The 24738-nt window shown below is 65.1% G+C and carries 27 protein-coding genes; 2 read left to right on the forward strand and 25 right to left on the reverse strand.

What is annotated here, in order from left to right; all coding sequences use genetic code 11:
* Positions 1-58: 58 nt before the first annotated feature.
* The 22 genes from nagZ to G5S35_RS10020 form a co-directional block, all read right to left on the reverse strand.
* Positions 59-1099, reverse strand: a complete 1041-nt coding sequence (gene nagZ / locus G5S35_RS09915) for a beta-N-acetylhexosaminidase (protein ID WP_065061322.1) — start codon at positions 1097-1099, stop codon at positions 59-61.
* 65 nt (positions 1100-1164) lie between these two features.
* Complete coding sequence (gene acpS / locus G5S35_RS09920; RefSeq protein ID WP_065061321.1) at positions 1165-1587, reverse strand: holo-ACP synthase; 423 nt, start codon at positions 1585-1587, stop codon at positions 1165-1167.
* Positions 1588-1657: 70 nt separating this feature from the next.
* Positions 1658-2425 (reverse strand): pyridoxine 5'-phosphate synthase, encoded by a 768-nt coding sequence (pdxJ, locus tag G5S35_RS09925; protein WP_065061320.1) that lies wholly within the window; start codon positions 2423-2425, stop codon positions 1658-1660.
* The gene (gene recO / locus G5S35_RS09930) at positions 2422-3429 is read right to left on the reverse strand and encodes a DNA repair protein RecO (protein ID WP_074983831.1); all 1008 of its coding nucleotides are present in this window, start codon (positions 3427-3429) and stop codon (positions 2422-2424) included. Before recO ends, pdxJ begins: the two co-directional genes overlap by 4 nt.
* A 38-nt stretch (positions 3430-3467) precedes the next feature.
* On the reverse strand, positions 3468-4373 hold the full coding sequence (gene era / locus G5S35_RS09935; protein WP_065061318.1) for a GTPase Era: 906 nt from the start codon (positions 4371-4373) through the stop codon (positions 3468-3470).
* Positions 4374-4451: 78 nt separating this feature from the next.
* Positions 4452-5603: a ribonuclease III gene (gene rnc / locus G5S35_RS09940; protein WP_065061317.1), complete on the reverse strand. Its 1152-nt coding sequence runs from the start codon at positions 5601-5603 to the stop codon at positions 4452-4454.
* A 177-nt stretch (positions 5604-5780) separates the two neighbouring features.
* Positions 5781-6677, reverse strand: a complete 897-nt coding sequence (gene lepB / locus G5S35_RS09945; protein ID WP_065061316.1) for a signal peptidase I — start codon at positions 6675-6677, stop codon at positions 5781-5783.
* Positions 6678-6698: 21 nt separating this feature from the next.
* Positions 6699-8492: a translation elongation factor 4 gene (lepA, locus tag G5S35_RS09950; RefSeq protein WP_065061315.1), complete on the reverse strand. Its 1794-nt coding sequence runs from the start codon at positions 8490-8492 to the stop codon at positions 6699-6701.
* A 169-nt stretch (positions 8493-8661) separates the two neighbouring features.
* Positions 8662-8973, reverse strand: coding sequence for a glutaredoxin family protein (locus tag G5S35_RS09955; protein WP_124260873.1), 312 nt, complete (start codon positions 8971-8973; stop codon positions 8662-8664).
* A 57-nt stretch (positions 8974-9030) separates the two neighbouring features.
* On the reverse strand, positions 9031-10557 hold the full coding sequence (locus G5S35_RS09960; RefSeq protein ID WP_065061313.1) for a DegQ family serine endoprotease: 1527 nt from the start codon (positions 10555-10557) through the stop codon (positions 9031-9033).
* A gap of 31 nt (positions 10558-10588) precedes the next feature.
* Positions 10589-11659: a MucB/RseB C-terminal domain-containing protein gene (locus tag G5S35_RS09965; RefSeq protein WP_074984049.1), complete on the reverse strand. Its 1071-nt coding sequence runs from the start codon at positions 11657-11659 to the stop codon at positions 10589-10591.
* Between the two features lie 5 nt (positions 11660-11664).
* On the reverse strand, positions 11665-12315 hold the full coding sequence (locus G5S35_RS09970; protein ID WP_124260875.1) for a sigma-E factor negative regulatory protein: 651 nt from the start codon (positions 12313-12315) through the stop codon (positions 11665-11667).
* Between the two features lie 81 nt (positions 12316-12396).
* Positions 12397-12996: an RNA polymerase sigma factor RpoE gene (gene rpoE / locus G5S35_RS09975; protein ID WP_065061310.1), complete on the reverse strand. Its 600-nt coding sequence runs from the start codon at positions 12994-12996 to the stop codon at positions 12397-12399.
* A 259-nt stretch (positions 12997-13255) separates the two neighbouring features.
* A complete protein-coding gene (locus G5S35_RS09980; protein ID WP_183038262.1) occupies positions 13256-13654 on the reverse strand; it encodes a protein YgfX in 399 nt (132 codons plus the stop codon).
* A gap of 146 nt (positions 13655-13800) precedes the next feature.
* Complete coding sequence (fabF, locus tag G5S35_RS09985) at positions 13801-15042, reverse strand: beta-ketoacyl-ACP synthase II (RefSeq protein WP_065061309.1); 1242 nt, start codon at positions 15040-15042, stop codon at positions 13801-13803.
* 180 nt (positions 15043-15222) lie between these two features.
* Positions 15223-15462 carry an acyl carrier protein gene (gene acpP / locus G5S35_RS09990; RefSeq protein ID WP_004197638.1) on the reverse strand — a complete coding sequence of 80 codons (240 nt, stop codon included), beginning with the start codon at positions 15460-15462 and terminating at the stop codon, positions 15223-15225.
* Positions 15463-15631: 169 nt separating this feature from the next.
* Positions 15632-16381 (reverse strand): 3-oxoacyl-ACP reductase FabG, encoded by a 750-nt coding sequence (gene fabG / locus G5S35_RS09995; protein WP_065061308.1) that lies wholly within the window; start codon positions 16379-16381, stop codon positions 15632-15634.
* A 46-nt stretch (positions 16382-16427) separates the two neighbouring features.
* Positions 16428-17366 carry an ACP S-malonyltransferase gene (fabD, locus tag G5S35_RS10000; RefSeq protein WP_074983837.1) on the reverse strand — a complete coding sequence of 313 codons (939 nt, stop codon included), beginning with the start codon at positions 17364-17366 and terminating at the stop codon, positions 16428-16430.
* Between the two features lie 115 nt (positions 17367-17481).
* Positions 17482-18471 (reverse strand): beta-ketoacyl-ACP synthase III, encoded by a 990-nt coding sequence (locus G5S35_RS10005; protein ID WP_065061306.1) that lies wholly within the window; start codon positions 18469-18471, stop codon positions 17482-17484.
* Positions 18471-19634 carry a phosphate acyltransferase PlsX gene (gene plsX, locus G5S35_RS10010; protein WP_237181277.1) on the reverse strand — a complete coding sequence of 388 codons (1164 nt, stop codon included), beginning with the start codon at positions 19632-19634 and terminating at the stop codon, positions 18471-18473. The genes G5S35_RS10005 and plsX overlap by 1 nt, the downstream gene beginning before the upstream one ends.
* 146 nt (positions 19635-19780) lie before the next feature.
* The gene (rpmF, locus tag G5S35_RS10015; RefSeq protein ID WP_018441573.1) at positions 19781-19960 is read right to left on the reverse strand and encodes a 50S ribosomal protein L32; all 180 of its coding nucleotides are present in this window, start codon (positions 19958-19960) and stop codon (positions 19781-19783) included.
* Positions 19961-20093: 133 nt separating this feature from the next.
* A complete protein-coding gene (locus G5S35_RS10020) occupies positions 20094-20753 on the reverse strand; it encodes a DUF177 domain-containing protein (RefSeq protein WP_065061305.1) in 660 nt (219 codons plus the stop codon).
* Positions 20754-21129: 376 nt separating this feature from the next.
* Here G5S35_RS10020 and G5S35_RS10025 point away from each other — a divergent pair, with 376 nt between their 5' ends.
* Together G5S35_RS10025 and G5S35_RS10030 are read left to right on the forward strand one after the other, a co-directional pair.
* The gene (locus tag G5S35_RS10025) at positions 21130-21780 is read left to right on the forward strand and encodes a Maf-like protein (protein WP_065061304.1); all 651 of its coding nucleotides are present in this window, start codon (positions 21130-21132) and stop codon (positions 21778-21780) included.
* Entirely contained in the window at positions 21777-22514 is a 738-nt protein-coding gene (locus G5S35_RS10030) for an SAM-dependent methyltransferase (RefSeq protein WP_065061303.1), read from the forward strand. The genes G5S35_RS10025 and G5S35_RS10030 overlap by 4 nt, the downstream gene beginning before the upstream one ends.
* Before the next feature lie 82 nt (positions 22515-22596).
* On the opposite strand, the gene G5S35_RS10035 is transcribed toward G5S35_RS10030, so the two are convergent.
* Genes G5S35_RS10035 through G5S35_RS10045 form a run of 3 tightly spaced genes read right to left on the reverse strand, consistent with a single transcriptional unit; the run spans position 22597 to position 24690 of the window.
* On the reverse strand, positions 22597-23604 hold the full coding sequence (locus tag G5S35_RS10035) for a S49 family peptidase (RefSeq protein ID WP_065061302.1): 1008 nt from the start codon (positions 23602-23604) through the stop codon (positions 22597-22599).
* Positions 23605-23629: 25 nt separating this feature from the next.
* Complete coding sequence (locus tag G5S35_RS10040; RefSeq protein WP_065061301.1) at positions 23630-24034, reverse strand: Rieske (2Fe-2S) protein; 405 nt, start codon at positions 24032-24034, stop codon at positions 23630-23632.
* On the reverse strand, positions 24031-24690 hold the full coding sequence (locus tag G5S35_RS10045; protein WP_074983843.1) for an HAD-IIIA family hydrolase: 660 nt from the start codon (positions 24688-24690) through the stop codon (positions 24031-24033). Before G5S35_RS10045 ends, G5S35_RS10040 begins: the two co-directional genes overlap by 4 nt.
* Between the last annotated feature and the right edge of the window lie 48 nt (positions 24691-24738).

A 24738-nucleotide genomic window follows, 5' to 3' on the forward strand; every position in this document is an offset into this window, starting at 1 on the left:
CCGTTTTGCTGTGTGGCGCTTTCTGGCTATACGTCTGGCTACGCGTCTGGCGCGCGGCTCAAGGCAGCACGCTGCGCAGCAGCGCCTGCGCGGAGAGATACGCGGGATCGGCCACCAGCTTGTCCCAGCGCAGCGCCTTGCCGCGCGGCATCAGACGGCGGATGCGCTTCGACGACGCCTTGCGCTCGCGCGACGGCTCGTCCATACGCAACTCCTCGAGCACCTTTTCGGCCTCGTGCGGCTGGTTGCAGATCAGCACCATGTCGCAACCCGCGTCGAGCGCGGCGCGCGCGCCTTGCGCGAGCGTGCCGCCCTGGCGCGCCGCTTCCATCGACAGATCGTCGCTGAAGATCGCGCCCGGAAAACGCAGACGGTCGCGCAGGATCTCCTTGACCCACACGTGCGAGAAACCGGCCGGCTTCTCGTCGACCTTCGGATAGATCACGTGACCCGGCATGATCGCCGCGAGCGACAGGCCGAGCCAGTCGTACGGCAGCGCGTCCTCGCCGAGAATCGATTCGAGCGGACGCTCGTCCACCGGCACCGCGACATGCGAATCGGCGGTCGCGAAACCGTGCCCCGGAAAGTGCTTGCCGCAGTTCGCCATGCCCGCGAGCGCGAGGCCGTGATTCAGGCTCTTGGCGAGCAGCGTGACCACGCGCGGATCGCGGTGGAACGCGCGGTCGCCGACCACCTTCGACTGGCCGTAGCCCAGATCGAGCACCGGCGTGAAGCTCAGGTCGATGCCGCAGGCGCGCAGCTCGCTCGCGAGAATGTAGCCGACCGACGTCGCCAGCTTGGTCGCGAGCAGCACGTCCTTGTCCCACAGCGCGCCGATGCGGCCCATCGCGGGCAGCACCGTGAAGCCGTCGGTGCGAAAGCGCTGCACGCGGCCGCCTTCGTGATCGACGGCGATCAGCAGGTCGTCGCGCACGGCGCGGATCGCATCGGTCAGCGCGACGAGCTGCGCGCGGTTCTCGTAGTGGCGCGCGAACAGGATCACGCCGCCGGTGGAGGGATGCGCGAGGCGGCGCACGTCGTCATCGTTGAGCGACGTGCCAACCACGTCGAGCATGACCGGTCCGGGAATGAGTTTCATCGATCGTTGGGGCGTTGAAGGCCGCGCCACGCGACGCGGCGCGCGGCGCGAGCGGATAGAAGGGATCAGCGAACGGGCGTCTGAACCGGCGGGCGGTCGGTTTCGGCGACCACGAACGAGACAGCGTAATCGCGTTCGTCGGTGATCGTCACATGGGTCGTGATGCCGCGCTCCTCGAGCCATTGCACGAGGTCGCCATTGGCGACCATGTACGGCTTGCCGCCGGGCGCGTTGAGCGTCTGCACGGCGCGCCAGGTCATCGGCATGTGCATGCCGAGGCCGATCGCCTTCGAAAAGGCTTCCTTCGCCGAAAAGCGCGTGCACAGATACGCGAGCCCGCGCGTGGCCGAGCGCGCCTTGCGCGCCTCGTAGACCGCGAGTTCCTCGGGGCCGAGCACGCGCTGCGCGAAGCGGCCGCCGGTGCGCTCCATCACTGCCTGCACACGGCTCACCTGGATGATGTCCGTGCCGATGCCGTAAATCGCCATGTATTCCTCGTGATGAACGGATGGTCGTGGCGCGCGCGGCACAACACGCGACGCGCGCGGCGCGACGCTGTTACGCGTTCTGCGCGGCGAGACGCGACGACACCATGATCGCCTTCATCTCGCGCACCGCGTTTTCCCAGCCCACGAACACCGCATGCCCGACGATCGCGTGGCCGATGTTGAGTTCGTGAATACCTTCGATGGCGGCGATCGGCTGCACGTTCGTGTAGTGCAGACCGTGGCCCGCATTCACCTTCAGGCCGAGGCCCATGCCGCAGTTCACGCCCGCCACCACGCGCTCGTACTCGCGCTGCTGTTCGGCGGCTTCGTGCGCTTCGGCGTAGCGACCCGTGTGCAGTTCGATCACGGGCGCGCCCGCGGCCTGGGCGGCGCGGATCTGCGTTTCGTCCGGATCGATGAAGAGCGACACACGGCAACCCGCCGCGGCGAGCTGACGACAGGCGGCGGCCACGGCCTCGAACTGGCCGGCGACGTCGAGGCCGCCTTCGGTCGTGAGTTCCGCGCGCTTCTCGGGCACGAGGCAGACGTCGTGCGGCTGGATCTCGCAGGCGATGTCGAGCATTTCGGCCGTCACCGCGCATTCGAGATTCATGCGCGTCTTGAGCAGCGGACGCAGCGTGCGCACGTCGGCATCGACGATATGCCGGCGGTCCTCGCGCAGATGCAGCGTGATCGCATCGGCGCCCGCCTCTTCGGCAAGCAGCGCCGCGCGGATCGGATCGGGATAAGCGGTGCCGCGCGCGTTGCGCAGCGTGGCGACGTGGTCGATGTTGACGCCGAGGTCGATCACGTTGGGCGAAGTCAGAAAGAAGCTCATAGGTTCTGCAGGTCGATCAGGATCTGGCGCGTCGCGAGCGGCGTGCCGCCAAGGTAAGTATTCAGCAGGAAACGCATCAGCGCCTTGCTCTGCGCGACGGTCTGGGGACGATGGTAATCGTCCTCTTCCATATCGAGCAACGTCTGGCCCGAAAGCACCGGCCATTGCGCGGGCCACTCGTCGGAGGCTTCGCGCACGCCGCGCTCGGGATCGAACACGTAGCGCCCTTCGGCCAGCACGGTCTTGCGGTTCACGGTGCGGTTGAGCGCGAGCGCGTAGCCGGTGTCGCGCAGCAGCACGCGCTCGAACGAGCGCAGCACCTGCACGGGCGGCAGATCGTGCGCGAGGCGCGTGAGCGTGACGACGTAATGATTGAAGAGCGCGGGATGCGGGTCCTCGCGCGCGAGAAACTTCACCAGCAACTCGTTGACGTAAAAGCCGCACAGCAGCGCGTCGCCGGTCAGCGGCAACATGCCGCCGACCCATTCGGCGCCCGTGAGCGTGCGCACTTCGCCCTTGCCGGTCCAGTTCAGCGTGAGCGGCTGGAAGGTTTGCAGCACGCCGCGCAGCGCCGAATGCGGCCGCTTCGCGCCCTTCGCGACGAGCGCGACGCGGCCGTGATCGCGCGACAGCACGTCGATGATCAGGCTGGTTTCTCGATAGGGATAGCTGTGCAGCACGAAAGCCGGCTGCTCGGCGACGCGATAATCGGAGGCCGTGCTGCGCGGCGTGCGCGGCAATTGCGAGCGCGCGGTGGTCTTGCGGGGCGCGCGCGGTTCGGCGCGGCGTTCGAGCGTGGCGTCGGCGCCTTCGCCCAGATCGTCGCGCGACGAGGAAGATGAAGGCTTTGAAGGAGACCTCGGCGCGGATTTCGCGCCCCGGCTGCGCGCGGGCGCCGTGCGTGCGCGCGCGCCGGACGACGACTCGAAGTCGTCGTCGGCGGCCGGGCCCGCGTCGGGCGCGGACCAATCGTCGTTCAGGGTTCCGGCTTCGCCGTCGCTCATCCCGTCGCTCTTCCTGTCACTCGTCGCGGATCAGCGGATCACTCGTAACCGTAGGCGCGCAGACCGGCTTCGTTGTCGGCCCAGCCGCTCTTCACCTTCACGAACGTTTCCAGATAGACCGGACCGTCGAAGAGCTTTTCCATGTCGAGGCGCGCCTCGGTGCTGATCTGCTTGAGCTTGCTGCCCTTCTGGCCGATCACCATGGCTTTCTGCGTGTCGCGCTCGACGAGAATCGTCGCGAAAATGCGGCGCAGGCGGCCTTCCTGCTCGAACTTTTCGATGACCACCGTGCTCGTGTACGGCAGTTCGTCGCCGGTCCAGCGGAACACTTTTTCGCGCAGGATTTCGGCGGCGAGGAAGCGCTCGCTGCGATCGGTCAGGTCGTCTTCGCCGTAGATCGGCTCGCCTTCGGGCAGATACGGCTTGAGCACATCGAGCAGGCGCTTGATGTCGTCCGCGTTCTTCGCCGACAGCGGCACGATCTCGCGGAATTCGCGCAGCTTCTGCACGCCTTCGATAAACGGATAAAGCGTGGCCTTGTCCTTCACGCAATCGATCTTGTTGGCGATCAGGATCGTGGGCGCGTTCGGCGGAATCAGGTCGAGCACCTTCTGGTCGTCGGGACCGAACTTGCCCGCTTCGATCACGAACAGCACGGCGTCGACCGAACTGAGCGTTGAAGTGACCGCGCGGTTCAGCGAGCGGTTCAGCGCGGTGCTATGGCGCGTCTGGAAACCCGGCGTGTCGACGAAGATGTACTGCGCGTCGTCGGTCGTGTTGATGCCGGTGATGCGGTGGCGCGTGGTCTGCGCCTTGCGCGACGTGATGCTGATCTTCTGGCCGACAAGGGCGTTCATCAGCGTGGATTTGCCAACGTTCGGACGGCCGACGATCGCGACCATGCCGCAGCGAAAACCGGCAGGAGTAGTGGTGGGAGCGTTCATGATCGGATCGGAGAATGGATGCGACAGATTGGATGCAACAGAGGCGGCGCGCGCCAACGACGCGCGCGCTCGACAGGTTCAGTGGCCGGCGTCGGCGGCGCGCACGGGCAGCGCCGCGCCAACTTCGGCGCTCGTCTCGACGGAGCCGGACGAGGTGGCGGAGGCACCATTCGACGCGCCGGCGTCGCCCGAAGCGCCATTGTGCGCTTCCCGGCCGCGCGTGGCGCGCGGCGCGATCGAGCCGGCCGACGGCACGCCTTCAATGGCTTTGTCGGCGGGCTTTTCCGCAGATTTTTCCGCCGGTTTTTCGGCGCCTTTTTCCTGCACATGCGCGGCGCGAATGACGGCAAGCGGCGCGGCCAGCGACACCGGCGCACGTTCGCCCGCCTCGCCTGCCGCGGCAGGCACGCCGAGAATCGGGCGGTCGCCGCGCGCGCGGCGTTCCGGCGAGCGCAGATCGAGCGCGCCCTGCACGCCCGTCACACCGGGGACGACCTCGGGTTCGGGCTTGGGTGCGCGGGCGCCCTTCGAGCGGCGCGGCTTGGTCACCAGCGCGGGCGCGGCAGCCATGACTTCGTCGAGCGCTTTCTTCGCGGCGGCCTGTTCGGCCGCGCGGCGGCTCGCGCCCGAGCCCGACACCTTCACGTCGAGCTTGGGCACCGTGCATTCGACTTCGAATTGCTGATTGTGCGCCGCACCATGCGTGGCGACCACGGTATAGGTGGGCAGCGCGATCTTGTGACCTTGCAGGTATTCCTGCAGCAGCGTCTTGGCATCCTTGCCGAGCGTGCGCGGGTCGATGTGATCGAGAATCGGCACGTAAAGGCGCTTGATGACCGTCTGCGCGGCGTCGAAGCCGCCATCGAGGAAGATCGCGCCAAAGATAGCTTCGAGCGCATCCGCGAGGATCGACGGGCGGCGGAAGCCGCCGCTGCGCAACTCGCCTTCGCCAAGACGCAGACCGTCGGCGATATTCAGGGCCTGAGCAATTTCGTAAAGCGACTGCTGCTTGACCAGGTTCGCGCGTACGCGCGAGAGGTCGCCTTCGTCCAGCTTGCCAAAACGTTGGAACAATAGGGCCGCCACCGCGCAATTCAGGACCGAATCGCCGAGGAATTCCAGGCGTTCGTTATGCGTGGCACTGTGACTGCGGTGGGTGAGAGCCTGGCGCAACAATTCCGCATTGCGAAATTCGTAGCGCAGCCGGCTTTCCAACGGAGATTGGGGCATGGGGAGAGTATAACGCGCCCGCCGCCCCCGGCGAAAACGCGGGGCGGCGGGCGAAAAACCATGATGAAGCGACCTTACCGCGGGTTCTTCAAGTAGCGCGCGAAGAGCCGGGACGACTCGTTCGCGCGCTCGATGCAGGCTGAACGCGTTGCTTCGTCGAGAAGCAACACGCGCCCGTTACTCGAACGAACCGATGCGCTTCAGACTGCTGAAGTTCATCCAGATGAAGAACGCGCGGCCGACGATGTTCGCGTCGGGCACGAAACCCCAGTAACGGCTGTCCGCACTGTTGTCGCGGTTATCGCCCATCATGAAGTAATGGCCGGCCGGCACCTTGCAGATCACGCCGCGTGCGTTGTACTGGCAGTTGTCGCGATACGGATAATCTTCGGCGCCCACGATGAACGGCGGCACAGCCGGATTGTTCAGGATGTTGTTCTTGCGGCCGTTGCCGAGATCTTCCGTGAACTGCTTCGCGTAACCGATGCGCTCTTCGTCGAAGTAATCGGCTTGCGGCGTTTCAGGCACCGGCTTGCCGTTGATCGTGAGCTGCTTGTCCTGATACGCGACCACGTCGCCGGGCAGACCGATCACACGCTTGATGTAGTCGACCGACTCGTCTTTCGGATAGCGGAACACCACCACGTCGCCGCGCTCGAGGCCGCGGCCCTGCGTGATCTTCGTGTTGGTGATCGGCAGACGGATGCCGTAGTCGAACTTGTTCACGAGGATGAAGTCGCCCACCAGCAGCGTCGGCACCATCGAGCCCGACGGAATCTTGAACGGCTCCACGACGAACGAGCGCACGAGGAACACGATCAGGATCACGGGAAAGAAGCTCGCCGTGTATTCGAGCCACCACGGCTGGCGCAGCTTTTCGTTACGCAGGTTCTGACGCGTTTGCGGCGCGTTCTCGTCGGCGAAACGCTCGCCCACACGCTCCTGCTGACGATCGAATTCCGCCACGGCCGCATCGGCGGCGAGGCGCCGGCGCGGCATGAAAACCAGCTTGTCTGCAACCCACGCGATACCCGTCAAAACGACGAGCACAAAAAGGATCAGCGCAAAATTCATGTAAAGGTCCGTTGTTCTGGCTTATTTGTCTTCGACGCGCAGAATCGCAAGGAAAGCCTCCTGCGGAATTTCCACGGAACCGACCTGCTTCATCCGCTTCTTGCCTTCTTTCTGCTTTTCGAGCAGCTTTTTCTTACGCGAGATGTCGCCGCCGTAGCACTTGGCCAGCACGTTCTTGCGCAGCGCCTTGATGTTCTCGCGCGCGATGATGTGCGCGCCGATGGCCGCCTGAATCGCCACGTCGTACATCTGACGCGGGATGATCTCGCGCATCTTCGCCGCCACTTCGCGGCCGCGATACTGCGACTGCGAACGGTGCACGATGATGGACAGCGCATCGACCTTGTCGCCGTTGATCAGCATGTCGACCTTCACGACGTCCGAGCTGCGGTATTCCTTGAACTCGTAGTCCATCGACGCGTAACCGCGCGACACCGACTTCAGACGGTCGAAGAAGTCCAGCACGATTTCCGCCATCGGAATTTCGTAGGTGAGCTGCACCTGGCGGCCGTGGTACTGCATGTTGACCTGGTTGCCGCGCTTCTGCGTACAGAGCGTGATGACCGAGCCCACATAGTCCTGCGGCATGTACAGGTTGACCGTGACGATCGGCTCGCGGATTTCGGCGATCCTCGACGGCTCCGGCATCTTCGCCGGATTCTCGACCTTGATCAGCGAGCCGTCGCCCTGGACCACTTCGTAGACCACGGTCGGAGCCGTGGTGATGAGGTCCATGTCGAACTCGCGCTCGAGACGCTCCTGCACGATTTCCATGTGCAGCAGACCCAGGAAGCCGCAGCGGAAGCCGAAGCCCAGCGCCTGCGACACTTCCGGCTCGTATTGCAGCGAGGCGTCGTTGAGCTTGAGCTTTTCGAGCGATTCGCGCAGCGCGTCGTACTGGTTCGCCTCGACCGGATAGAGACCCGCGAACACCTGCGGCTTCACTTCCTTGAAGCCCGGCAGCGGTTCCGGCGCGGGACGGTTCACGAGCGTGACGGTATCGCCCACCTTGGTGGCGGCGAGTTCCTTGATGCCCGCGATGATGAAGCCCACCTGCCCCGCCGACAGCGATTCCAGGTTGCGCGACTTCGGCGCGAACACGCCGACGTGCTCGACCGGATACTGCGCGCCCGTGGCCATCAGCTTGATCTTGTCCTTCGGACGCAGCGTACCGTTGACGATACGCACGAGCATGACCACGCCGACATAGTTGTCGAACCACGAGTCGATGATCAGCGCCTGCAGCGGTGCCTCAGGGTCTCCCTTGGGGGGCGGCACCTTGGCGATGATCGATTCGAGCACGTCTTCCACGCCGAGGCCGGTCTTCGCGCTGCAGCGCGTGGCGTCGGTCGCGTCGATGCCGATCACGTCCTCGATTTCCTCGATGGCGTTTTCGGGGTTGGCGGCGGGCAGGTCGATCTTGTTGAGCACGGGCACGACTTCCACGCCGAGCTCGATGGCCGTGTAGCAGTTGGCCACGGTCTGCGCCTCGACGCCCTGGCTCGCGTCCACCACGAGCAGCGCGCCTTCGCACGCGGACAGCGAGCGGCTGACCTCGTAGGAGAAGTCGACGTGCCCCGGAGTGTCGATCAGGTTCAGGTTGTAGACCTTGCCGTCACGTGCCTTGTACGTGAGGGCCGCGGTCTGCGCCTTGATCGTGATGCCGCGCTCGCGCTCGAGATCCATCGAGTCGAGCACCTGCGCTTCCATTTCGCGGTCGGACAAGCCGCCGCACAGCTGGATGATGCGATCGGCGAGCGTCGACTTGCCATGGTCGATGTGCGCAATGATCGAGAAGTTACGAATATGATCCATTCAGTGCCGATCAAGCGAAAAAGGCGCGCCCCAACGATAGCTGGGCACGCCTCGTAAACAGATGAAAAACCGAACTATTTTAGCCGAAATAGGTGTCGGCAGGCGAACGGTGCTGAGAAGTAACGGATAGTTTATGCCGCGCGGCCCCGATCCCAAGCGGATCGCAGCCTCATTGCGCGGGTGTCGCGGACTGCGGCGCGGACGTCGAGCCCAGTCCCAGCATGGCGCGCACGCGCGCTTCGTCGAGCCGGTAGTGGCACAACTCGATGCCGTCGCAGAGCAGCACCGGCACGAGTTCGTCGTAGCGCGCCACCAGCGCGGGGTCGGAATCGACATCGACAACATCGAGGCGCGCCCCCGCCGCCGCGACCAGCGGTTCGAGCGCCACGCGCATGTCCTCGCACAGATGACACCATGCACGGCTGTACAGCACGAGATACGCGCCCGCCCGCGCGGCCGGGTCGTCCTGCGGGGACAACATGGACGACGCAGGCGGCGCGGCGTGCTTGGGCATCGATCCGTGCGGACGCGGCGGAGCTTACTTTTGCCCCGGATTGCGAGGGCGCAGCGGCACGAACTGCGTGTTGTCGCCGCGTCGCACGAGAATCGCCACCATCTTTTGCGGATCGAGGTGCGAAGTCGCGTCCTGGAACTGCTTCGCGTTGACGATATCCGTATCGCCCACGCGCAGGATGATGTCGCCCTTTTGCAGACCGGCGCGCGCGGCCGGGCCGTCGACCGTATCCACGACCACGCCGCCCTTGATCTTGAGCTGGGCGAGCTGGTCGGCGGGGATGTCGGTGACCGACATCCCCAGCGCATTCGACGGACGCGGCTTCGGCTCCGGCGCCTTCTTCGGGTCAGCCTTCGCGCCCTTGTCCGCCTGCATTTCGGCGATCGTGATCGGCAGATCGCGCGTCGCGCCCTTGCGCCAGATCGTGACGGTCGCCTTCGCGCCCGGCTTGGTGTCGCCGACCATGCGCGGCAGATCCGTCGCGGTTTCGACATTCACGCCGTTGAACTTCAGGATGATGTCGCCCGGCTGAATGCCCGCCTTGTCGGCCGGCCCGCCCGGTTCGACGCTCGACACGAGCGCGCCCTGCGCCTTCGGCAGACCAAGCGAATCGGCCACGTCCTTCGTCACTTCGCCGATCGCCACGGCGATACGGCCGCGCGTGACCTTGCCGCTGGTCTTGAGCTGATCGGCCACGCGCATCGCCTCGTCGATCGGAATCGCGAACGAAATGCCCATGAAGCCGCCCGTACGGCTGTAGATCTGCGAGTTGATGCCGATCACCTCGCCCTGCATGTTGATCAGCGGACCGCCCGAGTTGCCGGGATTCACGGCCACGTCGGTCTGGATGAACGGCAGGTAGTCGCCGGTATCGCGGCCCTTGGCGCTCACAATGCCCGCGGTCACGGTGTTTTCGAGGCCGAACGGCGAGCCGATCGCCACGACCCATTCGCCCACGCGCACCTTGTTCGAGTCGCCGACCGTCACGGCCGGCAGGTTGGTCGCCTGGATCTTCACGACGGCCACGTCGGTGCGGTCGTCCACGCCGATCAGCTTGGCCTTGAATTCGCGCTTGTCGGTAAGCGTGACGTAGATGCTGTCCGCGTCGTCCACCACGTGCGCGTTGGTCATGACGTAACCGTCGTTCGTCATGATGAAGCCCGAGCCCACGCCGCTGCTCTGTTCCGAGTCGTTGCCGCCGTCGGGACCGGAGTCTTGATCGCCGCCGCCCTGGCCGCCGCGCGGCGACGGGCTGCCGCCTTGACCGCCTTGCCCGCCCTGCGGACCTTGCGGCAACGGAATGCCGAAGAAGCGGCGGAAGAATTCCGACATGTCGCCGTTATCCATGCCCGGCGGCAGACCGCCACGCTGCGACAGCGTCACGTGCGTGGTCGTGCGAATGTTGACGACGGAAGGCCCCACCTTGTCCACGAGGTCGGTGAAGTCGGGCAGATTGGCGGCGGGCGCCGCCGATGCCATGTGCGGGGCGAGCGGCAGGCACGCCACCACCACCGCGGCCGCGAAGAATTTGCGCAGCGGGAAGATCGTCATATCGTAGTCAGCCCGTAGTCAGCCGCAGGATTTACTTGGAAGCCTTGTATTCTATGGCAGATGCGAACTGCTGCAACGTGGCCTGGGGCACTTCGCCGAGCAACGTAATCCAGTAATCGCCGTCGCGCTTCACCAGCACGTGCGTTGCGCCCGTGCTACCCGCGCCTTCCTTGCGGCTGTTGTGTTCGACCGGCTCGACGAAGATCGAGACCGCCGAAAGGCCGTCCGAGAACACGGCCTGATCGACCGGGATCGGCGGATCGTTCGCGTCGCGCGCGGCCATTGGACGGCGCAGTTCGCGGATCTTGCGGAAACCCGGCACGTTCTGCCCGAAATTCCAGCCTTGCGCTTCCATATCGACGCTTTGCAGCGGCGGACGCACCACGGTCCAGCCCGCGAGATTGCGCATGCCGTTCGCAATCGGCGCCTTGTCGACCGGCACGCCGATACTCACCTGCGTAAACGACAGCTGCTGGAGCACCTGGCCGTTCGACGGGTCGAGCATCTGCGAACGCAGCAGCAGACCGGTTTTCGCATCGGCCCACAGCTTGTAGGCGTAGCGATAGCCGTCTTTCGGATCGAGTTCGATGACCTGGCTGTCGATGCCGGCCACGCGGTCGGTGCCGAGCATCTTCGGGTCGTAGACGGACAGCACTTCGCTGCCGCTCGTGGCGAGCAGCGCCGGGAAGGCGTCCTTGTTCTGGCGTTTTTCGATGACGCAGAGCTTGCGCTCAGGCACGAACGTGTAGAGGTCGTCGTTGTGGCGCAGCATCTTGCGCGGCTTGCCGTCGAGGCTTTCGAGCTGCTCGAACTCGCCGTCGCTCTTCGTGGCGTAATGCGTGACGCGCGACGACTGCACGAAATTGCCGCGCTGATACACGAAGGTGCCGACGTAATTCTGCTGCTGCGCAGCCTGCTGAATGCGGTCGAGCCACTGCGCCGCGCTCTGGCGCGTGGCCGGGTCGACCGCAGCGGCGGCCGACGCACCCTGCGCGTGCGCGCGCGGGGCGACAGACAGAGCGGTGAACATCACGGCCGCGCAGCACAGGTATGCCGGCAACCGCCCCCAGAATGTATTGTTATTCAACCGCACTGTCTGCATCAGACTCACTGGCCTTGCGTGGTAAGGGCCGCAGAGCGGATCAGCGGCATGGAATCCGACATGACCGGCTGCTGCGCGAACTGCTGGTGCGCTTCGAGATAAGCGTCGAGGCGCGCGTCGCGGATGATGTTGCCGTCCTGCACGGCGGCGGTTTGCACCGGCACCGCGTTCATCGCCACACGCTGCACGTTGTCGCCGACCGGCTGCATGGCCGCGATCTGCGGACCGCCGGCCATGCCGACGCCACGCATTTGCGGCACTACGATCCACGTGAGCGTAGCAGCCGCAGCCGCCACGGCCAGTGACGGCACGACGCGGCGGCGCAACGCCAGAATGCGCGCGACGCGGCCGTCATGCGAAGCCCGCGCGGACGACGATGCGGGCAACGCCGCGGGCGCGAGCACGTGCGGCTCGGCCTCGAAGCGGGCCGCGAAGCCCGCCATGAAGGACTGGCTCGCGGCCTGGCTCATCGCCAGGTCGTCGGAGCGCAGTGCGTCGCCGATCAGGTGATACGCCGACCAGGCCTTGCGGTCCTCGTCGTCGAATCCGGAAAAAATAGCGTTCAGATGCGCGTCACCCGCCAATTCGCCGTCGGCGAAAGCGGACAGTTGCTCGCCGCGCGAGCCCGACACCGATTGCATCGAAACCGACCCCATGATGCTCCCCATTTCCTTACAGAGCCCCGTAGTGACACACCCACTCTAGTGAATTACGTCCGTGCCCGGCGCGAGACTGGCTTACCAGCGCTTGCCTTCCGGTGTGTCCAGCAACGGACGCAATTTTGCCGCAATGGCTTCGCGAGCGCGGAAAATTCTCGATCTGACGGTTCCGATCGGGCAACCCATCATTTCGGAAATTTCCTCGTAGCTCAAACCTTCTATTTCCCGAAGCGTAATGGCGGTGCGCAACTCTTCCGGTAAAACCGCCATGGCAGCATTGACCGTCTGGGCGATCTGCTTGCTCATCAACATCGATTCGGGCGTGTTGATATCCCTTAGTTGATCGGCGTCCGAGAAAGTTTCAGCTTCTTCAGCATCAGCTTCGGTGGAAGTGGGGGCGCGTCGTCCCTGGGTCGCAAGGTAGTTCTTCGCCGTATTGACGGCAATACGGTACAACCACGTATAGAAAGCGGATTCGCCACGAAATTGCGGCAATGCCCGGTACGCCTTGATAAAGGCGTCCTGGGCCACGTCCTCGACCTCCGCGGGGTCCCGCACGAGGCGCGAGATCAGGCGGATGATCTTGCGATGGTACTTGGAGACCAGCAGTTCGAACGCGGCCTTGTCGCCTTTCTGCACGCGCTCGACCAGCACCTGGTCAATTTCTTTTTCGCTCACCTGAAAAATCCGTTAGCTCATGAAGTGGACGCGGGGGCACCATTGTAGCGTCACCGCCACGGCGCCACGTTACGCGCGTTACAGCGGTTACAGTCGTTACAGCGCTCTGGCTGACCGCACGCAGAGGCAGAACAGAAACAAATGGGGACGCCGCGGCAAACGGCAAGAGAAGGCGCGAAAAGAAAGCGCGAATCATGAACCGGCGGGCGCTGAATCCCGCTTGGCGGCTTGATCGGAGCCCTTGGTGGCCCCTGGCGGTCTAGCGGCCCGCGGCGCTGCGCGCGGTCACGGCGAGCACGCGGAAAGTCTCGGCATCCACGGAATCGGCGGCGATCAGGAGCGTCTTGCGGCGCGCTCCCTCCTCCACCACCAGCACCAGCAGCGCCGCACCCCATTGCGAGGCGCCGATCAGGCGGCCATCCGCGAGACACGCGCCGGAACGCGTGAACGCCGCGAATCGATCCATCCCGATTTCGATGAAAGCCGGTTGTGCGCGGCACCACGCCACAAAGCCGAGCCCGCCCGCCGCGCCCAGCGCCAAGATGGCCGGCACTGCGCGCCACGCGCCGAGCCACGGCGCAAGCGCCGTATGAAACGCTGCACACGCAACGAGCAATCCGAGCAGCAGCGCCGCGCGCATCGCCCAGGACGCGCGCACGGCAAGACGCGGCGTCGCTACGCGCCGCGCCGCAGAAATGTGAACGCGGCCGCCCGGATGAACCGGAGCGGCCGCGGAGTCGCGCGAGGCGATCATATGAGTCTCAGCCGGGGCTGGCTCAAAGGCGTACAGGTATCAGGCGCCGGTCAGACGTGGCGCTTGAACACCAGCGTGCCGTTCGTGCCGCCGAACCCGAACGAGTTCTTCAGCGCGACGTCGATCTTCATGTCCCGCGCGGTGTTCGCGCAGTAGTCCAGGTCGCAGGCAGGATCCTGGTTGAAGATGTTGATCGTCGGCGGCGAGATCTGGTTGTGCACGGCGAGCACCGTGAACACCGACTCGAGACCGCCCGCGCCGCCCAGCAAGTGGCCGGTCATCGACTTCGTCGAATTCACGACGATGTTCTTCGCGTGGTCGCCGAATGCGCGCTTGATCGCGGTGGTTTCCGCGAGGTCGCCGAGCGGCGTCGAGGTGCCGTGAGCGCTGAGCCAGTTCACTTCGTTGGCGTTCACACCCGCGTTCTTCATCGCCGCCAGCATGCAGCGGCGTGCGCCGTCGCCGTCTTCCAGCGGAGCGGTCATGTGATAAGCATCACCGCTCATGCCGTAGCCGCCGATTTCCGCGTAGATCTTCGCGCCGCGTGCCTTCGCGTGTTCGTACTCTTCGAGCACCATCACGCCGGCGCCTTCGCCCAGCACGAAACCGTCGCGGTCCTTGTCCCACGGACGGCTGGCCGTCGCCGGATCGTCGTTGCGCTGCGAAAGCGCACGCGCCGCCGCGAAACCGCCGATACCGAGCGGCGAAACGGTCGATTCCGCGCCGCCCGCGATCATCACGTCGCAGTCGCCGTATTCGATCAGACGCGATGCTTCGCCGATGCAGTGCAGACCGGTCGTGCAGGCCGTCACCATCGCGAGGTTCGGGCCCTTCAGGCCGAACTTGATCGACAGATGGCCGGAGATCATGTTGATGATCGAGGCCGGCACGAAGAACGGCGAAATGCGGCGCGGGCCGCGGTTGAGCAATTCGGTTTGCGTGACTTCGATCATCGGCAGACCGCCGATACCCGAACCGACGTTCACGCCAATGCGCTCCGCGTTCGCTTCGGTGACTTCGAGGCCACTGTCCTTGAGCGCCTGCATGCCCGCAGCGATGCCGAAATGGATGAACGTATCCATATGGCGCGCTTCTTTCGCCGGCATGTAGTCTTCGACGTTGAAGTCCTTCACCTCGCCGGCAAAGCGGGTCGAGAAGTTCGTTGCGTCGAACTTCGTGATGTTGGCGATGCCGGACTTCCCGGCGACCAGATTGGCCCAGCCGTCGGCAACATTATTGCCAACAGGCGAAATCAGCCCCAGGCCTGTAACAACAACTCGACGGCGGCTCACGGTAACCCCTTTTCCATAGATGACAAAAACAAAAGCCACAGAGGCCACAGGAAATGCTCCTGTGAGCCCTGTGGCTAGTTGACCGGCAGATGCCCCGCAACGAGTGCGGCGGGCGTACGCGGTTTCACGGGCGTGCGTCCTCGCGGACCGGGCGCGCCCGGTCCGGAAACGAAAAGCGCCTTAGGCCTTGACGTTCGCGCGAGCGTAGTCGATCGCTTGCTGAACCGTCGTGATCTTCTCGGCTTCCTCATCCGGGATTTCCATGCCGAATTCGTCTTCGAGGGCCATCACGAGCTCGACGGTGTCGAGCGAGTCGGCGCCCAGATCGTTCACGAACGAAGCTTCGTTCTTGATTTCAGCTTCGGCGACGCCCAGTTGCTCGGCGACGATCTTCTTGACGCGCTGTTCGATGTTGTCCATTACCCCTCCAAGGGAAAAAAGTTAGCTCATGAATGCGAGTGCGCGCATTTTATCAGGTTTGACCTGGCAGAAAAGCGGCGCTCAAGGTTCCGGGAACGGCTATCCGCGACGGTGTCCGAACGGGTGATCTCGCCGGACGCATCAAGGCGCGGATAGTACCTGAATCCGGTTAAGACATATACATGCCGCCGTTGACGTGCAGCGTCGTGCCCGTCACGTAGCCCGCCTGCGGCGACGCCAGGAAAACGACCGCGTGCGCGATGTCTTCCGGGCTGCCCAGACGGCCCAGCGGAATCTGCTGCTTGAGCGCGGCTTGCTGCTCGGCCGGCAGATCCTTGGTCATGTCGGTATCGATGAAGCCCGGCGCCACGCAGTTGACCGTGATGCCGCGGCTGCCGATTTCGCGCGCGAGCGCACGGGTCATGCCCGCGACGCCGGCCTTGGCCGCCGCGTAGTTGGCCTGACCCGGGTTGCCCGACGAGCCGACCACCGACGTGATATTGATGATACGGCCCGTGCGCGCCTTCATCATCGGGCGCAGCACGGCGCGCGAGAGGCGGAACACGGCCTTCAGGTTCGTGTCGATCACCGAATCCCACTCGTCGTCTTTCATGCGCATCGCGAGGTTGTCCTGCGTGATGCCTGCATTGTTGACGAGGATCGCGAGACCGCCAAATTCCTTCACGGTGGCGTCGATGAGCGCTTCGGCCGCAGCCTGGTCGTTGACGTTGAGCACCGCGCCGCGGCCCTTCAGGCCCGCTTCCGCGAATGCCGCCGTGATCGCCTGCGCGCCGCTTTCGCTGGTCGCCGTGCCGATCACCGTCGCGCCCTGGCGCGCCAGTTCGAGCGCAATCGCCCGGCCGATGCCGCGCGAGGCGCCGGTCACGATTGCGGCCTGATTGTCGAGAGTCTTTTCCATCGTTCGAATCCGTTACTGATTGCGTTGAGTCGCCCGGTCAGGCGGATCAGCCCTTGACGAGCGCGAGCGTTTCTTCGAGCGACTTCGGATCGGCCACCGAGGCGCCGACCAGTTCGCCGTCGATACGCTTCGTGAGGCCCGCGAGCACCTTGCCCGGACCGCATTCGATCACGTGCGTGGCGCCCTGCGCGCCGATCGCCTTGACGCACTCGACCCAGCGCACCGGGCCGGCGGCCTGACGCACCAGCGCGTCGCGGATCTTCGCCGGATCGGTTTCGAAGGCCACGTCGATGTTGTTCACCACCGGAATCAGCGGCGCGTTCAGCGTGACGCTCGCGAGGTAGTCGCGCAGCTGGTCCGAAGCGGGCTTGAGCAGCGACGAGTGGAACGGCGCCGACACCGGCAGCGACAGCGCGCGCTTGGCGCCCTTCGCCTTGGCGATTTCGCAGGCCTTTTCGACCGCGGCCTTGTGGCCCGCGATCACGACTTGCGCCGGCGCGTTGAAATTCACGGCTTCGACCACGCCGCCGCTCGCAGCAGCGGCTTCGGTGCAAACGGCGCGCACGGTGTCGTCGTCGAGACCGAGCACGGCGGCCATGCCGCCTTCGCCCACCGGCACGGCGTTTTGCATCGCCTGCGCGCGAAAGCGCACGAGCGGCACAGCGTCGCGGAACGCCAGCACGCCGGCGGCGACGAGCGCCGTGTATTCGCCGAGGCTGTGGCCCGCGACGATCGCCGGCGCCGGGCCGCCCGCCTGTTGCCACGCGCGATAGACGGCGTAGGCGGCGGTGAGCATGACCGGCTGCGTGTTGGTGGTGAGGTTGAGTTCTTCTGCCGGACCTTCGGCGATCAGCTTGCCGATGTCCTGATTGAGCGCGTCGGAGGCTTCCTGCAGCGTTTCGCGCACGACGGCGCTATCGGCGAAGGCGTCGAGCATGCCAACGGCCTGCGAACCTTGACCCGGAAAAACGAATGCGAATTTCATGAGATCCTCAAAATTCGGTCAAAACGGAGAGGCGATGCGCTCGGATGGACCGCGACGGACCGCACGCGTGGTGCGTGCGGCTGGGTGCGGGAGCGCGAAAGCCCACTCGCGAAAGTCAGAAGCGGATGACGGAGGCGCCCCAGGTGAAGCCGCCGCCCACCCCTTCGATCAGCACGTTCTGGCCGCGCTTGATGCGGCCGTCGCGCACCGCGACGTCGAAGGCGAGCGGAATCGACGCCGCCGAGGTATTGCCGTGTTCGCCCACGGTCACGACCATGCGTTCGGCAGGCAGGCCGAGCTTGCGGCAGGTGCCCTGCATGATGCGGATATTGGCCTGGTGCGGAATCAGCCAGTCGATCTGGTCTGCGCGCAGTTGCGCCTTGTCGAGCGCTTCGATCGCGACCTTTTCGAGCACGTTGACGGCGAGCTTGAACACCGCCTGGCCGTCCATGTGCAGGAACGCGTTGCCCGCGATCACGCCGCCGTTCACGTTGCCCGGCGTGCACAGGATGTGCGCGTAGCTGCCGTCGGCGTGCAGCGCGCTCGCGAGCACGCCCGGTTCGTTCGAAGCCTGCATCACGATCGCGCCTGCGCCGTCGCCGAACAGCACGCAGGTCGTGCGGTCGTTGAAGTCGAGAATGCGCGAGAAAGTTTCCGCGCCGACGACGAGCGCCGTGCGGTGCTGGCCGCTGCGGATCAGGCTGTCGGCCACCGAAACGGCGTACGCGAAGCCCGAGCAGACGGCCTGCACGTCGAACGCCGCGCCGTGATTGCGGATGCCGAGCTTGTTCTGCAGCAGGCAGGCGGTGCTCGGAAACACGAAATCGGGCGTCGAGGTCGCGACGATGATGAGGTCGATACTTTGCGGATCGACGTCGGCCGCGGCGATGGCGCGCTGCGAAGCGGCCAGCGCGAGATCGCTGGTGGTGACGTCGGGAGCGGCGAAGTGTCGGGCGTGAATGCCGGTGCGGGCGACGATCCACTCGTCGCTCGTCTCGACGCCTTTGGCGGCGAGGCGCTCGGCCAGTTCCTGGTTGGTGACGCGCTCAGGCGGAAGGTAGCTGCCCGTGCCGAGCACGCGGGAATAAAGAGTCGATTGAGCCATTATGCCTTCGAGGATGATGCGGCGGGCGGAACTCCACCCGCGGCCAGACCGGAATCACCTGCCGACGAACCCGCCGACGGGCCTTCCGGGGCCCCTGCCACGCCGTCGTTCTGCCCGCCCGCTGCCGTTCCGGCAGCACCGGCGGCCTGTTCGAACGAACCGGCGTTTTCTTCCATGGCGTGCGCGAGGCGCTCCAGCACGCCATTTTTGACGGCATCATACCCGCGTTTGATCGCCTGCTCAAACGCGTAGGTATCGGCGGAACCGTGGCTTTTGATGACGAGGCTCTTCAAGCCCAGCAAGGCGGCGCCGTTGTACTGGCGGTGATCGACGCGCTTTTTGAAGCGCATGAGCACCGGCAGCGCGGCGATCGCCATGAGCTTCGTGAGCCACGAGCGGCCGAACTCTTCCTTGATCATGTCGTTGAGCATCTGCGCGAGGCCCTCCGACGTTTTGAGCGCGACATTACCAACGAAACCGTCACAGACGATGACGTCGACGGTGCCCTTGTAAATGTCGTTGCCCTCCACATTGCCGCGGAAGTTCAGCGTGCTCGCGCGCAGCAGTTCGCCGGCGCGCTTGATGGTCTCGTTGCCCTTGATGACCTCTTCGCCGATGTTCAGGAGCCCGATGGTCGGACGGTCCTTCCCTTCGAGCGCGGCCACGAGCGCGTGACCCATTTCGGCGAACTGCAGCAGATGCTGCGGCTCGCAGTCGACGTTCGCGCCAAGGTCGAGCATCATCGTGTAACCGCGCGGATTGGGCAGCGCGAAGGCGATGGCCGGACGTTCGATGCCGGGCAGCGTCTTGAGCACGTAGCGAGACACGGCCATCAGCGCGCCGGTATTGCCAGCCGAGACACAAGCCTGCGCCTCGCCCTCTTTCACGCGATTCAACGCGACGCGCATCGACGAGTCTTTCTTCTTGCGAAGCGCGACTTCGACCGGATCGTCCATTTCGACGACCTCGGTGGCGGGAACGACGGAAAGCGCAGGGAGGTCCAGCGCCTTCAGCTTCTTGAGCTGGGCGCGGATCGCCGTCTCGAGACCGACGAGTTGCAGATGCACATCGGGATGCGAGCGGACGAAATGGACAGCGGCGGGCACCGTCACGGACGGGCCGTGGTCGCCTCCCATGCAATCTATCGTGAGCGTAACAGTCATGGAATGCGACGGATTTTCGGGCATAAAAAAGCGGCAGTTGAATGCCGCCTTTTTATGCCGTGCCGAGAAAATGTCAAGCGAACGGAATCGCCATGTGCGGCGCAACATGCAGCCCGTGAGGACCGCAGCGCCGCACGCTGGAACGATTAGTCGTTCTTGGTCTTGACGACTTTCTTGCCGCGGTAGTAGCCGTTCGGGCTGATGTGGTGACGCAGATGCACTTCACCCGTGCTCGGCTCGACAGCCAGCGGCGCGCCCGTGAGGAAATCGTGCGAGCGGTGCATGCCGCGCTTCGACGGCGACTTCTTGTTTTGTTGAACTGCCATGATGAAACTCCTGAAAATTTTCCGAATTCTAACACAGCCCGATCCGGCCGCCGCCACCCTGGGGGATGGCCGGACTCCGGGACTGGGCCCACGAATTTAACTGCGCAATACTGCACGCCACCGGCGGCTCAGCTCAATGCTTGCTGCCGGGACCGTCCTTCTTGAGCGATTCGAGCGCCGCAAACGGGTTGACGCGCTCTTCCGTCTCGATTTCCTGCTCCGGCACGTCGTCGACGGAGTCCACACCGTCCGCGCCGTCGGCACCCGAGGCGAGACTTTCGTGAATTTCCGGACAGACTTCGTGCTTCGGCACGAGCGGCAGCGAGAGCAACAACTCCTCTTCGATCAAGTCGACGAGATCGAACTGGCGTGAGCCTACGATCACTTCGACTTCATCGTCGTCGAGCGGGAACTCGTCCGCCTCCTCTTCCGTCTGGACGATACGGAAGATCGCATCTGCATCGAATGCCTGCTCATAGGGAGCGAGGCAACGCTGGCACGTGAGCCACCCACTGCCGTGGACCGCGAGCCGCAGATAAGGTTGCGGCCCTTCAGTGCCGTCGTCCTGCAATTCCTGCTGCGTGAAGCCGGCGGCTTGCCACGTGAACGCGCTGTCGCGATCGGGCGCCTCGGCCGGGACTTCGTTGAGCATGCGCGGGAGCTGCGACAGGCGCACCACGCCTGCAGCTTCGCGACCGCTACGCGCGAATTCGAAGATATCGAGGTCGCGCGGATTGAGCGCGCCGCTCTTGCTCGATTCCGCGCCGGCAGGCTTACCAGATTGTTCGGTCATGTGCGCTCTCCTGCTTCAGACATGCGACCTGCAAGCGATGCAAAGAAGCAGACGCTGCCGGCCTGCGTATTTCAATTTCAAATATTCTTGTGTTCGGTACAGCCCTAAGGGCTTTGGCGCTCATTTGGCGCTCAATCTGCTACTGCGCGCTACTGATTTGCGCCCCACGGAAAGGCCCACACGCGGACGTACAGATTAGAGCGTACCGATGAAAAGCCCAAAATCATAACGCCTTTATCTTTGTGAGTCAAACAGTTAGGCTCACGTCCGCAAGCCTCTGTGCGGCCAGCGCTTTTCGACGGCGAGCGGTCATCCGCCCCTCGTTTTTCAGCCGCCCCGCGCAAGCCGCCACTCTTTTTGATACCGACGACCGATCATGCAGCCACCTATCTCGCCCGCGCCGCAGACGGGCCGCCCCTCGGGCCGCCCCGCGCTGATCCTCGCCTCCAGCTCGCGCTACCGCCGCGAGCTGCTCGAACGCCTGCGCATTCCGTTCGACACCGCCGTGCCCGATCTGGACGAAACGCCGCAGCCCGGCGAAACGCCCCAAGCGACCGCGCTGCGCCTCGCCGAAGCCAAGGCGCGCGCCGTGGCCGCCGCCCTGCCCGCGATCACGGGCCGCGCGCTCGTGATCGGCTCCGACCAGGTGGCGACCTTCGACGGTAGCCAGATCGGCAAGCCCGGCACGCATGAGCGCGCACTCGACCAGTTGCGCAGCATGCGCGGCCGCGAAGTGTTGTTCCATAGTGCGCTCAGTCTGCTCGATACCGCTACTGGCCAAACGGATAGCGTCGATATCGTGACGAAGGTGCGCTTTCGCGACCTGCCGGACGCCGCGCTCGACGCCTATCTGCGCGCCGAGCAGCCCTACGACTGCGCCGGCAGCGCCAAATCCGAAGGCCTCGGCATCGCGCTGCTCGAAGCCATCGAATCCGACGATCCCACCGCCCTGATCGGCCTGCCGCTCATCGCGCTCACGCGCATGCTGCTGGCCGCGGGCTATCCGCTGCTGGAGACCCAGGCATGACCGCGCAAGGCACCTCGAAAGGCACGCTGTATTTGATCCCCAACACGCTCGGCGACGGCGACGAAGCCGCGCTCGCCTACGTGCTGCCCGCGCCCGTGCGAGAGCGCGCCGGCACGCTCGCGAGCTACATCGGCGAAAACGCCAAGAGCACGCGCGCGTTCCTGAAGCGCGTCGGCACCACGCGGCCGATCCAGGAGATCGAGATCCGCGAACTGAACGTGAACACGCCCGCGGGCGAAGTCGACAAGCTGCTCGCGCCGCTGCTGAAAGGCATCGACACGGGGCTCGTGTCCGAAGCGGGCGTGCCCGCCGTGGCCGATCCGGGCGCGCTGCTGGTGCGCCGCGCGCACGAGCGCGGCATCAAGGTCGTGCCGCTGGTCGGCCCGAGCTCGATCCTGCTCGCGCTGATGGCGTCCGGGCTGAACGGCCAGAGCTTCGCGTTCCACGGCTATCTGCCGGTGGACGCCAACGAGCGCATCAAGAAGCTGCGCGAACTCGAACAGACCTCGCGCAAGGCGAAGCAGACGCAGATCTTCATCGAGACGCCCTATCGCAACAAGACGCTGCTCGACGCGCTGGTCGCGACCTGCGCGCCCTCGACGCTCGTGTGCGTGGCCGCCGACCTCACGCTGCCGACCGAGACGATCCTGAGCCGCACGATCTCCGACTGGAAAAAGCCGCCGACGCCCGATCTGCACAAGCGGCCCGCGATCTTTCTGATGCTGGCAAACTGATCCGGGCGCGCCATAGCGCCCCAAAAGAAAACGGCCGCTGCGCCATCGCCAGCGGCCGTTTTTTGCGAGCTGCGCCAAGCGCTTAACGCAAGGACATCTTCGCGCCCGAAATCAGCGACTGCATCGCCGACGAGCCGACGCTCGCGCCAAAACGCTTCGCCACGCGGTCGGAAATGCTCTGCTTGACCGTGTAATCGACCACGTCGGGCGCCTTGATGACCTCGCGCGCCACGTAGTCGGTGTCGCCGTAACCGTCCGCGAGGCCGAGTTCCACGCTCTTCTGGCCGGTCCAGAACAGGCCCGAGAAGATGTCCGGCGTATCTTTCAGACGCGAACCGCGCCCGGCCTTCACGGCGTCGATGAACTGCTGGTGGATCTGGTCGAGCATCGCCTGCGCGTGCGCGTCCATCTTCGGCGTATCCGGCGAGAACGGATCGAAAAAGCCCTTGTTCTCGCCCGAAGTACGCAGACGGCGCTCGACGCCGAGCTTGTCCATCAGGCCCGTGAAGCCGAAGCCGTCCATCAGCACGCCGATCGAGCCGACGATACTCGCCTTGTTCACGTAAATCTTGTCAGCGGCCGCCGCGACGTAATAGCCGCCCGATGCGCACATGTCACCGACCACCACGTAAAGCGGAATAGCCGGATATTTGGCGCGCAAACGGTGGATTTCGTCGTTGATGATGCCCGCCTGCACGGGCGAGCCGCCCGGGCTGTCGATGTGCAGGATCACGCCGGCCGTGCCGTCGTCGTCGAAGGCGCTGTCGAGCGCATTGTTGATATCTTCGGCGTTCGCGGCGGTATCGGACGAGATCTCGCCGTCCAGCGAAACGAGCGCGGTGTGCTTGCCGCCGCCCTCCACGCGCGCGCCCGAGAAGTCGAGCAGTGCCCAGGCGATCAGCAGGAAGACCGCCAGAAACGCGAAGCGGAAGAAGATTTTCCAGCGCCGCGCCGCGCGCTGCTCCACGATCGCGGCCATGGCGATGCGTTCGAGCGCGTCACGCTCCCAGCCGGTCTTGGCGGCTTCGGATTTGCCGGAGTGCATCGGGCGCTCCGGCTCGTTCTGATCAGGGGTCGGATTATCTGACATGCGTGCGGTGAGAATCAGCGAAGGATCACAAAGGGGTCGGACTCAGGTCGGCGTCCGGCAGCCAGAATACCGCACGGCCTTCGGGCGTGTCGCGTTCCTCGACGCGAACCGGGCGCAGCCGCCCGCCGCGGCACGGCCCGCCGACGCACTTGCCCGTCTCGGGTTCGTAGATCGCGCCGTGCGTGGCGCACATCAGATAGAGCCCCGACGACTCGAAAAACTGCCCTTCGACCCAGTCCAGCTCCATCGGCACGTGCGCGCAGCGGTTCAGGTAGCCGTAGACCTCGCCGCCGAAGCGCACGAAGAACACGACGGCCGGACCGCCCGCGTAGGTCGCGTCGAGGCGCTTGCCGGCGCCGCCGTCGGCGAGTTCACCGGCCGCGCACACGCGTACCGCCGCGAGCCCCGCCTCGTTCTCAGGCAGGCTCATGCGTGCTCCCGCAGCCACGTCGCAAGCGCCGGAACGTCGGCGGCGATGTATTGGGGCGCGAGCGCTTCGAGCGAGGTCGACGCGTGCGCGCCATACGCCACGCCCACGCCCGCCGCGCCGGCGTTGGCCGCCATCTGCAGGTCGTGCGTGGTGTCGCCGATCATGACCGTGCGACCGAGATCCTGCCCCAGTTCGCGCGTCAGTTCCTGAAGCATGGCCGGATGCGGCTTCGAGAACGTTTCGTCGGCGCAGCGCGTGCCGTCGAACAGGCTCGTGAGGCGCGCCTCGGCGAGCGCGCGGTTCAGGCCCACGCGACTCTTGCCGGTGGCCACCGCGAGCAGATAGCCGGTGTCGCGCAGTTCCGTGAGCATCTCGCGCACGCCCGCGAACAGCTCCGTCTCCTGATCCTTGAGCAGATAGTGCACGCGATACCGCTCCACGAGGCGCGGATAGTCGGCGGGCGCCAGCGTGGGCGCGGCGATCTGCAACGCTTCGCGCAGGCCGAGGCCGATCACGTAGCTGGCCGCCTCGTCGCCGGGCACAGGCAAGCCGAGGTCGCGGCAGGCCGCCTGAATGCTGCGCGTAATGTGGGCCGTCGAATCCATCAACGTGCCGTCCCAGTCGAACACAATCAGGTCAAATTGCTGTCGAGCCATACGGTCCTTCTCCAAACACTGTTGTTTTTTCGTCCGGCTTGTTCTCCG

Source organism: Paraburkholderia tropica, from assembly GCF_014171495.1.
In the GTDB taxonomy this organism is placed as follows: Bacteria; Pseudomonadota; Gammaproteobacteria; order Burkholderiales; family Burkholderiaceae; genus Paraburkholderia; species Paraburkholderia tropica.